Source organism: Pseudomonas sp. MIS38, assembly GCF_019891575.1.
GTDB lineage: Bacteria > Pseudomonadota > Gammaproteobacteria > Pseudomonadales > Pseudomonadaceae > Aquipseudomonas > Aquipseudomonas putida_A.
On the sequence record NZ_JAFLXF010000021.1, the window covers coordinates 34,593 to 47,386 of the forward strand.

The 12,794-nt window shown below is 60.6% G+C and carries 14 protein-coding genes; 4 read left to right on the plus strand and 10 right to left on the minus strand.

From position 1 onward, the window contains the following. Window positions 1-51 precede the first annotated feature (51 nt). Entirely contained in the window at window positions 52-1,860 is a 1,809-nt protein-coding gene (locus J1G18_RS21480) for a cation:proton antiporter (RefSeq protein ID WP_098967382.1), read from the plus strand. Between the two features lie 118 nt (window positions 1,861-1,978). Here the strand turns inward: J1G18_RS21480 and J1G18_RS21485 are convergent, their stop codons facing one another. The 6 genes from J1G18_RS21485 to ffh all read right to left on the minus strand — a co-directional run bounded on the left by J1G18_RS21485 (window position 1,979) and on the right by ffh (window position 6,067). Further along, window positions 1,979-2,392 (minus strand): acyl-CoA thioesterase, encoded by a 414-nt coding sequence (locus J1G18_RS21485; protein ID WP_098967381.1) that lies wholly within the window; start codon window positions 2,390-2,392, stop codon window positions 1,979-1,981. A gap of 91 nt (window positions 2,393-2,483) precedes the next feature. Next, entirely contained in the window at window positions 2,484-2,834 is a 351-nt protein-coding gene (rplS, locus tag J1G18_RS21490; protein ID WP_003175895.1) for a 50S ribosomal protein L19, read from the minus strand. 45 nt (window positions 2,835-2,879) lie between these two features. After that, window positions 2,880-3,632 (minus strand): tRNA (guanosine(37)-N1)-methyltransferase TrmD, encoded by a 753-nt coding sequence (gene trmD, locus J1G18_RS21495; protein ID WP_003221981.1) that lies wholly within the window; start codon window positions 3,630-3,632, stop codon window positions 2,880-2,882. A gap of 3 nt (window positions 3,633-3,635) precedes the next feature. Continuing rightward, window positions 3,636-4,172: a ribosome maturation factor RimM gene (gene rimM / locus J1G18_RS21500; protein WP_003221979.1), complete on the minus strand. Its 537-nt coding sequence runs from the start codon at window positions 4,170-4,172 to the stop codon at window positions 3,636-3,638. Between the two features lie 5 nt (window positions 4,173-4,177). Continuing rightward, a complete protein-coding gene (gene rpsP / locus J1G18_RS21505; RefSeq protein ID WP_003185073.1) occupies window positions 4,178-4,429 on the minus strand; it encodes a 30S ribosomal protein S16 in 252 nt (83 codons plus the stop codon). A 261-nt stretch (window positions 4,430-4,690) separates the two neighbouring features. Further along, window positions 4,691-6,067 carry a signal recognition particle protein gene (gene ffh / locus J1G18_RS21510; protein ID WP_007967791.1) on the minus strand — a complete coding sequence of 459 codons (1,377 nt, stop codon included), beginning with the start codon at window positions 6,065-6,067 and terminating at the stop codon, window positions 4,691-4,693. Window positions 6,068-6,262: 195 nt separating this feature from the next. Here ffh and J1G18_RS21515 point away from each other — a divergent pair, with 195 nt between their 5' ends. From J1G18_RS21515 to J1G18_RS21525, 3 genes are all read left to right on the plus strand, one after another. Continuing rightward, window positions 6,263-7,075 (plus strand): inner membrane protein YpjD, encoded by an 813-nt coding sequence (locus tag J1G18_RS21515; RefSeq protein ID WP_027610969.1) that lies wholly within the window; start codon window positions 6,263-6,265, stop codon window positions 7,073-7,075. 12 nt (window positions 7,076-7,087) lie between these two features. After that, complete coding sequence (locus tag J1G18_RS21520) at window positions 7,088-8,320, plus strand: transporter associated domain-containing protein (protein ID WP_134785508.1); 1,233 nt, start codon at window positions 7,088-7,090, stop codon at window positions 8,318-8,320. Window positions 8,321-8,678: 358 nt separating this feature from the next. Then, window positions 8,679-9,995 carry an MFS transporter gene (locus tag J1G18_RS21525; RefSeq protein ID WP_223008422.1) on the plus strand — a complete coding sequence of 439 codons (1,317 nt, stop codon included), beginning with the start codon at window positions 8,679-8,681 and terminating at the stop codon, window positions 9,993-9,995. A 105-nt stretch (window positions 9,996-10,100) separates the two neighbouring features. On the opposite strand, the gene purT is transcribed toward J1G18_RS21525, so the two are convergent. The 4 genes from purT to J1G18_RS21545 all read right to left on the minus strand — a co-directional run bounded on the left by purT (window position 10,101) and on the right by J1G18_RS21545 (window position 12,751). Then, window positions 10,101-11,282 (minus strand): formate-dependent phosphoribosylglycinamide formyltransferase, encoded by a 1,182-nt coding sequence (purT, locus tag J1G18_RS21530; protein ID WP_115986555.1) that lies wholly within the window; start codon window positions 11,280-11,282, stop codon window positions 10,101-10,103. A gap of 99 nt (window positions 11,283-11,381) precedes the next feature. After that, window positions 11,382-11,849, minus strand: coding sequence for a VUT family protein (locus tag J1G18_RS21535; RefSeq protein ID WP_007967799.1), 468 nt, complete (start codon window positions 11,847-11,849; stop codon window positions 11,382-11,384). A 165-nt stretch (window positions 11,850-12,014) separates the two neighbouring features. Continuing rightward, window positions 12,015-12,230, minus strand: a complete 216-nt coding sequence (locus J1G18_RS21540) for a DUF1289 domain-containing protein (RefSeq protein WP_223008423.1) — start codon at window positions 12,228-12,230, stop codon at window positions 12,015-12,017. Continuing rightward, window positions 12,227-12,751 (minus strand): gamma carbonic anhydrase family protein, encoded by a 525-nt coding sequence (locus J1G18_RS21545; protein ID WP_042606912.1) that lies wholly within the window; start codon window positions 12,749-12,751, stop codon window positions 12,227-12,229. The genes J1G18_RS21540 and J1G18_RS21545 overlap by 4 nt, the downstream gene beginning before the upstream one ends. Between the last annotated feature and the right edge of the window lie 43 nt (window positions 12,752-12,794).

Sequence of the window (12,794 nt, forward strand, 5' to 3'; positions counted from 1 at the left end):
AATGGCCGCTAGTCTTTCATAGCCCGCAATTTCAAGGAACAGGGAGCTTCAATGAACGAGCAGCAAATTCTCTTGGCATTTGGCGGGATCGGCGTCGCTGCGTTGGGTTGCCAGTGGCTGGCGTGGCGCCTGAAGCTGCCGGCGATTCTGTTTCTGTTGCTGACCGGGATTCTCGCCGGGCCGGTGCTGGGCTGGCTCGACCCGCAGGAAATGTTCGGCCCGTTGCTGATGCCGCTGGTGTCGCTGGCGGTAGCGTTGATCCTGTTTGAGGGCAGTCTGACCCTGCACCTGTCGGAATGGCGCGAGATCGGCAGCGTCGTGCATCGGCTGGTGACAATCGGCGCGTTCACGACCTGGGTGGTGATTGCCGTCGCCACCCATTTTTTGCTCGGCTTCGACTGGCTGCTGGCGATCCTGTTCGGCAGCCTGACGCTGGTGACCGGCCCGACGGTGATCGTGCCGATGCTGCGGGTGGTGCGGCCGAAAGCCTCGATCGCCAACATCCTGCGCTGGGAAGGCATCGTCATCGACCCGATCGGCGCCCTGCTCGCGGTGGTGGTCTACAGCTTCATCATCGCCCGCTCCGAGGGCAACGGCCTCGAACAGAGCCTGTTGACCTTCGGCGGCGTGATTGTCTGCGGCAGCGTATTCGGGGTGGTCGGCGGCTGGGTGCTGGGCACCATCATCCGGCGCCAGTGGTTGCCGGAATACCTGCATAACCTCGCCTCGCTGGCGGCGGTGTTGGGGATCTTCATTGCATCCAACCAGGTGATGCACGAGTCCGGCCTGCTCGCGGTGACGCTGATGGGCATGTGGCTGGCGAACATGAAGGGCGTGGATGTGCGGCACATCCTGCACTTCAAGGAAAACCTCAGCGTGCTGCTGATTTCCGGGTTGTTCATTCTGCTGGCGGCGCGGCTGGACCTGCATGCTTTGATCGGCCTCGGGCCGTTGGTGCTGATTCTGCTGCTGGTGATTCAACTGATCGCGCGCCCGCTGAACGTGCTGTTGAGCACTGCCGGCTCCAGCCTGAGCTGGCGTGAACGCGCCCTGCTGTGCTGGATCGCCCCGCGCGGGATCGTGGCGGCGGCGGTGTCGGCGATTTTCGCGATTCGTCTGGATCAAGCCGGGCACGAAGGTGCGCTGCTGCTGGTGCCGCTGACTTTCGCGGTGATCATCGGCACCGTGGTGCTGCAAAGCGCAACCGCTCGGCCACTTGCACGCTTGCTGAACGTCGCTGAACCGGCGCCGAGCGGCTTCCTGATCGTCGGCGCCAACGGCCCGGCGCGGTTGCTGGGCAAGTCATTGCAGCAACTGGGCAGCCGCGTACTGTTGACCGATTCGAGCTGGGAGAATATTCGTGCGGCGCGCATGGAGGGTTTGCCGACGTACTTTGGTAACCCGGCTTCGCAGCATGCCGATGCGCATCTGGATCTGGTCGGGCTGGGGCATCTGCTGGCGCTATCGCCGTCGGGCGAACTGAACACCCTGGCGGCGATGCGTTTTCGACACGACTTTGGTCATCAACGCCTGTTTGGTCTGGCCAGTGGTCAGGAAAGTCGTCGCAGTGACAAGCATCGGGCAAGCCTGGAACATCGCGGCAATCAGCTGGGGAGCGAGGCGCTGACCTACGCCAAGCTGGCCAGCCTGATCAGCAACGGCGCCGAGGTCTACAGCACGACGCTGACGGACGGTTTCGGTTGGGAGGATTACCAGGCATTGCATGGCAATCGGGCGACGCTGCTGTTCATGCGCGATGACAGTGGCTGGGTGCATGTGGTGACGCCGGAGACTGCTTTGAAACCGGGATCCGGGTGGACGTTGCTGGCGTTGATCCAGCCTGAGAGCAGCGGCGCCTGATCTGACGAATTCGCGAGCAAGCCCGCTCCCACAGTGTCCGTGTCGTACATAAACGTTGTAGACGACACAAAACCTGTGGGAGCGGGCTTGCTCGCGAAGGCCGCGACTCGGTTCCGGATCAGGCAGGAAATCCGGGCAGCACCGGCACCGGCCGCTTGTCATCGTCGATGGCCACAAAGCTGAATTGCCCATGGATCGCCTTCTCGCGGCCATCGCAACTCATGCTCTCAACAAATACTTCCACCTCGACCTTGAGGCTGGTGTTACCCACTTTGATCACCCTGCCCACCAGTTCGACGATGGAGCCGGCCGGGATCGCGTGATTGAAGTCGATGCGGTCGGTGGACACGGTCACCAGCGGCAAACGGCAGAAACGCGTAGCGGTGATGAACGACACTTCATCCATCCACGCCAGCGCGGTGCCGCCGAACAGGGTGTTGTGGTGGTTGGTGGTCGGCGGGAAGACGGCTTTGGTCACGCGGGTCACCGAGAGTTCGGTGCGGCGTTCGATTTCCTGGTCACGGGTGGTCATGGTTCTGGCCTGAAACAAAAATGCTGTGGATAAATTGCAGGCAACAAAAAAGCAGCCCGTAGGCTGCTTTTTTCTGCATCGGAAGCTGGACTTAAGCCAGTTTTTCCTTGATGCGAGCTGCTTTACCCGACAGGTCGCGCAGGTAGTACAGCTTGGCTTTACGTACGTCACCGCGACGTTTAACAGCCATGCTGTCGATCTGCGGGGAGTAGGTCTGGAAAGTACGTTCTACGCCAACACCGTTGGAGATTTTACGAACGGTGAACGCACTGTTCACGCCGCGGTTACGCTTGGCGATGACAACGCCTTCGAACGCTTGCAGACGGGAACGATCGCCTTCCTTCACTTTCACCTGAACGACAATGGTGTCGCCTGGGGCAAAGGTAGGGATTTCTTTGGTCATCTGCTCTGCTTCGAGTGCAAGGATGATTTTGTTGGTCATGCTGTGCTCCTAAGGTAAATCAACTGATCTACCATCGATACGTTGTTAACTATCGTCCCGCTCGCGGATGTATTCCTCGAGCAGCTTCTTCTCTTCTCCAGAAAGCGAGCGGCTTTCCAGAAGATCGGCGCGTCGTTCATAGGTCCTACCAAGGGACTGCTGTAAACGCCAACGCCGGATATGCGCGTGATTGCCACTTAGCAACACGTCGGGAACACGCTGATCCGCATACACCTCAGGTCGGGTGTAGTGCGGGCAATCCAGCAGACCATCCGTAAAGGAATCTTCCTCAGCGGAATCCGCATGCCCTAAAGCTCCGGGCAGCAGTCGTGTAACCGCATCGATCATGACCATGGCCGGCAGCTCGCCGCCAGACAGTACATAGTCACCAATCGACCACTCTTCATCGACATGAGCCTCAATAAAGCGCTCGTCAATGCCTTCATAGCGGCCGGCAATCAGGATCAATGCATCCGATTTTGCCAACTCGCGTACCGCCGACTGAGTCAGTTGACGGCCTTGGGGGGACAGGTAAATCACCTTCGCCGCCTCCCCGGCTGCTGCCTTGGCCTGAACCAGAGCATCTTCCAGGGGCTTGATCTTCATCACCATGCCCGGACCACCGCCAAACGGGCGATCGTCCACAGTGTGATGCCGATCCGTCGTGTAATCCCGCGGATTCCAACAGGTCAGCTGCAACAGCCCCTGTTTGACCGCACGACTGGTAATGCCGTACTCACTGATGGCCGAGAACATCTCGGGGAACAGCGTAATGACGTCTACGCGCAGGCTGGCCATTGCTTAGAAGTCCGCGTCCCATTCCACCCGCATCACGCCTGCATCCAGGTCGATTGCCAGCACGCATTGCTCCGTATAGGGCAACAACCGCTCGCGATCATCCAGGCTGCCCGCGCAGGGCTTGACCACCAATACATCGTTCGCGCCGGTCTCCAACAGGTGATCAACCTTGCCGAACAATTGCTCGTCCTGGTTGATGACGCTCAGACCCTGCAACTGGTACCAGTAGTACTCGTCGCCTGTCAGGTTGGGCAAAAGGCTTCGCGAGATGCAAATCTCATAACCGCTCAGAAGACGGGCTTCATCGCGATCGTCGAGGCCTTTGAGCTTGGCAACCAGATCCTTTTGAGTGGATCGGCCGCTGACCAGCTCGACCTGTTTCACCACGCCTTCGCGCCGAAGCGTCCAGTTGCGGTAGTCCAACAGGTTTTCAATCGGATCGGTAAAGGAAAAGACCTTCACCTCGCCGCGAACGCCGTGAACCGAAAAAATCTTGCCGACAACGATCAGGTCATCAGCTTTTTCTGGCGTCGCGCTCATACTGCTCAGGCTGCAGCCTTGGCAGATTCCTTCAGCAACTGAGCAACACGCTCAGATGGCTGTGCACCAACGCTCAGCCAGTAGGCTACGCGCTCTTGGTTCACGGACAGACGGATTTCCTGACCACGGGCAACAGGGTTGAAGAAACCAACCTGTTCTTTGTGGGAGCCGTCACGCGGGTTACGCGAGTCGGTTACGGTCAGGTGGTAAAACGGGCGCTTTTTGGAGCCGCCAAGGGCAAGACGGATTGTTAGCATGTGAACATCGTTCCTGTAGTCGGTGCTGCAAATCTAAATGCACAGCGGGCATGGGTGCCCGAAAGGCCGCATATTCTAAGGAATATCCGGACTTTTGCAAATGACTTTTTCCGGCGCCTATGGCATGCCGTGCGGATTTGCATATAGAGCCGTCGATGAAAACGGCCAGTCAGCTCCCGCCGAGTGCGGGTTTGCTGTTGATCCTGCGTCCTTGCAGGGTCTGCGCCGGTGCGACGACCGGCGAAGTCTTGGTGTCCTGAATCACATTTTCGGCATGCCGCCGCCGGGCAACATACCGCCCATGCCGCGCATCATTTTCGCCATGCCGCCTTTGGCGGTGAATTTCTTCATCATCTTCTGCATCTGCTTGTGCTGCTTGATCAAGCGACCGATGTCCTGCACCTGAGTGCCGGAACCCATGGCGATCCGGCGCTTGCGCGAACCGCTGATCAGCTCAGGGTCGCGGCGCTCGGCCGGGGTCATGGAGTTGATGATGGCTTCCATCTGCTTGAACTGCTTCTCTGCCGCGTTCTGGGCATTGCCCATTTGCGACAGGTTGACGCCGCCGATGCTCGGCAGCTTGTCCATGAGGCCGCCGAGGCCGCCCATGTTCTTCATCTGTTGCAGCTGATCGCGGAAGTCTTCGAGGTCGAAGCCCTTGCCCTTCTTCAGCTTCTTGGCCAGTTTGTCGGCCTTGTCCTTGTCGAGGGTCGCTTCAGCCTGTTCGATCAGGCTGAGCACGTCGCCCATGCCCAGGATCCGCGAAGCGATGCGCTCAGGGTGGAACGGATCGAGCGCTTCGCTCTTCTCGCCCATACCGATGAACTTGATCGGCTTGCCGGTGATCGCGCGTACCGACAGCGCGGCACCGCCACGGGCATCGCCGTCGACCTTGGTCAGTATCACACCGGTCAGCGGCAGCGCATCACCGAAGGCCTTGGCCGTGTTGGCCGCGTCCTGACCGGTCATGGCGTCAACCACGAACAGGGTTTCGACCGGGTTGATCGCGGCGTGCAGCGCCTTGATCTCGCCCATCATCTCTTCATCGATGTGCAGACGACCGGCGGTGTCGACGATGACCACGTCGATGAATTTCAGTTTTGCTTCTTTAATAGCCGCATTGGCGATGTCGACAGGCTTCTGGCTCAGGTCGGACGGGAAGAACGTCACGCCGATGTCGTTGGCCAGGGTTTCCAGCTGCTTGATAGCAGCCGGACGGTAAATGTCCGCCGACACGACCATCACCGACTTCTTCTTGCGTTCTTTAAGGAAGCGCGCGAGTTTGCCGGCGGTGGTGGTTTTACCGGCCCCCTGCAGACCGGCCATCAGAATGACGGCGGGCGGCACGGCGCTCAGGTTCAAGTCTTCGTTGGCCGCGCCCATCAGGCTTTCGAGTTCGGCCTGGACGATCTTCACGAAGGCCTGGCCCGGCGTCAGGCTGCGCGACACCTCGGTGCCGACAGCGCGCTCCTTGACCGAATTGACGAAGTCCTTGACCACCGGCAGGGCGACGTCGGCCTCGAGCAACGCCATGCGCACTTCGCGCAGGGTGTCTTTGATATTGTCTTCAGTCAGCTTCGCCTTGCCGGTGACATGGCGCAGCGTCTGCGAGAGACGGTCGGTTAAGTTTTCAAACATTGCGCGATCCTTTCAGGCCCTGTGTAGACCGGGATAATGGCGGCCCAGACCGGATTCAACATGTGCTCGGCGAGCCTGCGGCGTGGGCAGGTCGCGGATTATAGCGAAGACTGCGTCGGGCGGACACCTCGCACTTTCGTGGTGTGGCGGTTCTATGCCAAACTCAGCGCCTTTCGGGCCTGCCTAACAGGATTTATGCTCCCCTTGTCACCCAGTTTGCTGACTACCATCGCCGCCGCGCTTCTTTATGCCGCTGCGACCCTTTATCAGGGCACCCGCCTGGCCTCCGGCGCCAAGGCGAACAAGCGCCTGCTGGTTACGCTCGGCATCCTCGCCGTGCTCGCCCACAGCGCCAGCCTGCTCACTCACCTGCTGACGCCGATCGGCCTGGGCCTGGACTTCTTCAGCGCCGCCAGCCTGATCGCCGCGGCTGTCATCGCCCTGACGCTACTGGCCTGCTCGCGGATCCCGGTTGAAAACCTGCTGGTGCTGCTATTCCCGCTGGGCGCGGCCACCGTGCTGCTGGCGCAATTCGCCCCGGCGGGCACCGTGCAGATCATCGACGAAGAACCGGGCATCCTCGCCCACATCCTGCTGTCGATCCTCGCCTACGGCATGTTCACCATCGCGGTGTTCCAGGCCTTGTTGCTGCTGGTGCAGGATCACCAGCTCAAGCACAAGCACCCGTCGGGCCTGATCAAGAACTTCCCGCCGCTGCAAACCATGGAAAGCCTGTTGTTCGGCTTCCTCTGGGCCGGCTGGACGCTGCTGTCGCTGTCGCTGATCTCCGGCTGGCTGTTCGTCGAGAACCTGTTCGCCCAGCATCTGGTGCACAAGACCTTGCTGGCGTGCCTGGCCTGGATCGTGTTCAGCGTGCTGCTGTGGGGCCGCAATCGCCTCGGCTGGCGTGGCCACAAGGCGATTCGCTGGACCCTCGCCGGTTTCTGCCTGCTGATGTTGGCGTATTTCGGCAGCAAACTGGTTCGTGAATACATCCTGCACATCTGACGGGCGGCATAAATGGACGGTTTGCCCATAGGGCCGATGCTCGCGGTATTTGTCCTGCTGATTTTATGGTCGGGGCTGTTTACCGCCGTCGAAATCGCGCAGCAGCACTTGCTCGCGCAACGCACCGCCTCGCGCGCCAGCGATAAACCGCTGGCGAAGCTGAGCTTCCCGCTCGACAGTCTGATCCTGTGCAACACCCTGTGCCGCGCCCTCGCGGTAATCATTGCCACGCTGCTGGCGATCTTCCTCTGCGAAGAGAACGGCCCGTGGGCCGCCTGCCTCGGTGCGGGTGCCGTATTGCTGGTGTTTGCCGACTACTTTCCGCGCAGCGTGGCCCAGCGCTATCCGGATGCAGTGCTGTCGTTCGGCAATACCCTGCTGGCCGTTCCGCTGAAAATCCTTTACCCGCTGGCCTGGCTGCTGAGCCGCATCAGCGGTCTGCTGCTGCGTCCCTTCGCGCGCAAACCCCAGGTGGTGCAGCAAAGTGAAGACGAAGAACCTGCCGACCCTGATAACGATCCGGAACACCCGTCTCGCACCCACCCGGTCTCAGGCATCCATGCGCTGGACAACATCACGGTCAACGACATTCTGGTGCCACGCAGCGATGTCGACGGCATCAACCTCGACGACTCGATCGAAGAGATCATCGAACAACTGCGCCACAACAAGCGCACGCGCCTGCCGGTGTTCCACAGCGACATCAACCAGGTCGAAGCGGTGCTCAACACCCGGCAGATCCGCCATCTGCTCAACGACGGCCAACTGACCCGCGAAGCGCTGCTGGCCGCCAGCTACGAACCGTACTTCGTCCCGGAAAGCACGCCGCTGCAACTGCAATTGCTGAATTTCCACAAGCAGCAACGCCGCTTGGGCATGGTGGTGGACGAGTACGGCGAAGTGCTGGGCATCGTCACTCTGGAAGACATTCTCGAAGAAATCGTCGGCGAATTCGAAAGCGAGCACAGCCTCGACAACCCGCACATCCATCCGCAGCCCGACGGGCGCATGGTGATCGATGGTACCGCGTCGATCCGCGAGTTGAACAAATGCCTCGGCTGGCATTTGCCGAGCGACGGCCCGAAAACCCTCAACGGTCTGGTGACCGAAGCGCTGGAGACCATTCCGGACAGCGCGGTGTGTCTGAAGATCGGGCGTTATCGGCTGGAGATTCTCGAGACCGAGGACAACCGGGTGAGCAAGGTGCTGATCTGGCATACGAGCGCGGTGCCTGCAAAAGTTTAAGCGCTTTTGTGGCGAGGGAGCTTGCTCCCGCTCGGGCGCGCAGCGGCCATAAATGTGTTGGGGTCGCTTCGCAACCCAGCGGGAGCAAGCTCCCTCGCCACAGGAAGATCAATCGACGTCAATCCGCTGCGATCTTTTGCTCTTGTTTGATCGTTAGCCCCCTTCCTATAATCGAGCCGCTTACCCAAGCGCCGCCGAGCCCTGTGCTTACCCCGCACGCCAACGGTTTCGGTAATTTTCCGCACCACCCCGACGACTGTTCCTACTCGAAACAGCGCTCGCGCCTCATCCCACATCCCTGGGTGTTCAACCATAATAATTCGCTCCAACGGAGCTCATGACTGTCAGGGATCACCGCATGACGACCAGTACCGCTTACAGCGCCACCGCGCCTGCCCAGCCGACCAACTCCGCCACCCGCGTGGCGACAGCGAGTTTCATCGGCACCGCCATCGAGTTCTACGACTTCTACGTTTACGCCACGGCCGCCGCGCTGGTTATCGGGCCGGTGTTCTTTCCGCAGACGTCCGGCACCGCGCAAATGCTGTCGGCGTTTCTCACCTTCGGCATCGCCTTCCTCGCCCGTCCTCTGGGTTCGGCACTGTTCGGCCACTTCGGTGATCGCATCGGACGCAAATCGACACTGGTCGCCTCGCTCTTGCTGATGGGCGTGTGCACCACGCTGATCGGCGTGCTGCCGGGTTACGCCAGCATTGGCGCCTGGGCACCGATTTTGTTGTGTGTGCTGCGTTTCGGTCAGGGTTTGGGATTGGGTGGCGAATGGGGTGGCGCGGCATTGCTGGCCACGGAGAATGCGCCCAAGGGCAAACGGGCGTGGTTCGGCATGTTCCCGCAGCTTGGCCCGTCAATCGGCTTTCTTGCAGCCAATGGCCTGTTCCTGACCCTGGCCATGACCCTCGACGACGAGCAGTTCCGCAGTTGGGGCTGGCGGATTCCGTTTCTGCTCAGCGCGGCACTGGTGATGGTCGGCCTGTACGTGCGCCTCAAGCTCCATGAAACGCCAGTATTCGCCAACGCCATTGCTCGTCAGGAACGGGTGAAAGTGCCGCTGGTCGAGCTGTTCAGCCAATACTGGGCGCCAACCCTGCTTGGCGCAGCGGCCATGGTGGTGTGCTATGCGCTGTTTTATATCTCGACGGTGTTTTCCCTGAGCTACGGCGTGTCCACCCTCGGCTATAGCCGTGAAACGTTTCTTGGACTGCTGTGTTTTGCCGTGCTGTTCATGGCCGCCGCAACGCCGTTGTCCGCCTGGGCCAGCGACCGTTACGGGCGCAAACCGGTGCTGATCGTTGGCGGCGTGCTGGCGATTCTTTCCGGGTTTCTGATGGAGCCGTTGCTGACGCAAGGTTCGATCTGGGGTGTGGCGCTGTTCCTGTGCATCGAGCTGTTCCTGATGGGCGTGACGTTTGCCCCGATGGGCGCGCTGCTGCCGGAACTGTTTCCGACCCACGTGCGCTATACCGGCGCATCGGCCGCTTACAACCTCGGCGGGATCGTCGGCGCCTCGGCGGCTCCGTTCTTCGCGCAGAAACTGGTGGCAATGGGTGGTTTGAGTTATGTCGGCGGCTATGTGTCGGCGGCAGCGGTGCTCAGCCTGATTGCTGTGCTGTGCCTGAAGGAAACGCGCAATAACGATCTGAATCAGGTTGCCTGACAGAAGATCAAAAGCTTCGCGAGCAAGCCCGCTCCCACAATTGGTTTTGTGTACGCCACAGATCCAATGTGGGAGCGAGCTTACTCGCGAATGCCGCGCCTGGGTTTACAGCTCTACAACAACAGCCTGAGCAGCACGAGTCGCCTTGGCACGCGCAGCTTCGATCGACTCATCCCGCGCCAACGCCACGCCCATCCGGCGCTGACCATTGACTTCAGGCTTGCCGAACAGACGCAATGCCGTATCCGGCTCGCTCAACGCTGCCCCAAGGTTGGCGAACGCGGTCTGGGTCGACTGCCCTTCCACCAGAATCACTGCCGAAGCCGAAGGGCCGAACTGACGGATCAGCGGCACCGGCAGACCGAGAATGGCGCGCGCGTGCAGGGCGAACTGCGACAGATCCTGAGAAATCAGGGTCACCAGACCGGTGTCATGCGGGCGCGGCGAAACTTCGCTGAACCACACCTGATCGCCCTTGATGAACAGTTCGACGCCGAACAGCCCGCGACCACCCAAGGCCTCGGTCACGGCTTTGGCCACGCGCTCGGACTCAGCCAGAGCAATCGGGCTCATGGCCTGCGGCTGCCAGGATTCCTGATAGTCGCCCTTCTCCTGACGGTGACCGACCGGTGCGCAGAACGTGGTGCCGCCGATGTGGCGCACGGTCAGCAGGGTGATTTCGTAGTCGAAATCGATGAAGCCTTCGATGATCACCCGACCTTTGCCGGCGCGACCGCCCTCTTGCGCGTAATCCCAGGCCTTCTGCACATCCTCGGCGCTGCGCAGCAGGCTCTGGCCTTTACCCGACGAGCTCATGACTGGCTTGACCACGCACGGGAAGCCCAGATCCTGAACGGCTTTGCTGTAGTCCTCGAAGGTGTCGGCAAAGTGGTACGGCGAGGTTGGCAGGTCCAGCTCTTCAGCGGCCAGACGGCGGATGCCTTCGCGGTTCATGGTCAGTTGCGCGGCGCGGGCGGTCGGGATCACGGTGAAGCCTTCGGCTTCCAGCTCGACCAGCGTGGCGGTGGCGATGGCTTCGATTTCCGGCACGATGAAGTGCGGTTTCTCGGCTTCGATGACTGCACGCAGCGCGGCGCCGTCGAGCATGTTGATCACGTGGCTGCGGTGCGCCACCTGCATGGCCGGCGCGTTGGCGTAACGGTCGACGGCAATCACTTCAACGCCCAGGCGTTGCAGCTCGATCACCACTTCCTTGCCCAACTCACCACAGCCACACAGCAATACGCGGGTCGCGGTCGGCGACAATGGAGTTCCGATACGGGTCATCTCAGGTCCTCAAAGAAGCGGATCATCGAGGAAAGCAACGCCAGACGCGCTTTCCATGGGGAGAAAGCGCGGCATTTTACATGAACCGCAGGGTTTGGCTTAGCTGGCGACAGCCTGTTTGCGCTCGCGCCAGGCCATGATCAGCCAGACGGCAGTGACGCCAGCGAACTTCGAGACCAGTGCAGTGATGATCACCGGTGGCGTCATCAGGTCGATCATGCCGAAAAAGATGAAGGTATCGAGCGGAATGCTCAGCGCCGAGCTGATCCACAGGCGGTCGCGCAACGGCCGTTTGGTGACGCTGAACACCAGCCAGTCGATGATTTCCGACACCGCGAACGCTGTGGCGCTGGCCAAGGCGATGGATGGATCAGAAGTGACGTAAGACAGTACCAGCGCCGCCAGCATCGCCACGAGCGCACCGTGGCCGAAACGGGTTTGCACCATGTCGCGCAACACGAACACCAACCCGCCCCAGGCCGACCAGATGATGTCCAGGTGCGGCGCGGTGGAGAAAGCGAAGTTGATCAGCACGACGCTGCTGATGTAGGCGATGAGGAAAATCATGGGGGCGACCTGTCAAATTGGCGCACAGGTTACTTCAGGCTTTGAGTTGGGCCAATAAGAAGTAGCGGCTGTTCTGGCCTCTTCGCGAGCAAGCCCGCTCCCACAGTTGATCGAAGGTGAACACAAATCCAATGTGGGAGCGGGCTTGCTCGCGAAGGCGGCCTGTCAGGCGCCTGATTTTCCGGGAACCATCCACACCAACCCACTCGCCTTCGCACGCTCATGACACAACCCCAGCACCACCCGCCGCTCGTCATTGGTCATGCGTCCCCAGCGTGTGATCTCCGCGACCGTGCGCTGGCAACCGGTACAAATATCGTCTTCATCCAGTGCGCAGATATTCACGCACGGCGAGGCAACGGGTCTTTCGGGAGTACTCATTCTTCCTGCTCTACCAGGTCACGCGCATAGCGCTGCGAGTTGTGCACATAGTGCGCGGCGCTGGCTTCGAGCATTTTTTTCTGCGGCTCGGTGAGTTCACGCACGACCTTGCCCGGCGAGCCCATCACCAGCGAGCCATCGGGAATTTCCTTGCCTTCGCCGATCAGCGAATTGGCGCCGATGATGCAGTTCTTGCCGATTTTCGCGCCGTTGAGGATCACCGCGTTGATCCCAATCAGGCTGTAATCGCCGACGGTGCAACCATGCAGCATGGCGTTGTGACCGATGGTCACGCCGGTGCCGATGGTCAGCGGATAGCCCATGTCGGTGTGCATCACCGTGCCGTCCTGGACGTTGCTGTTCTTGCCGATCAGGATCAGTTCGTTGTCGCCGCGCAATACGGCGTTGAACCAGACGTTGGCGCCCTCTTCCAGTCTGACCTTGCCCACCAGCACGGCATTGGGCGCGACCCAGCTCTGTGGATGGGTTTCGACGCGGGCGTCGCCCAGGCGGTATTTCATCTTGTTTTCCTCAGGGCTCACGATGACGGGCCATTCGAGCGAT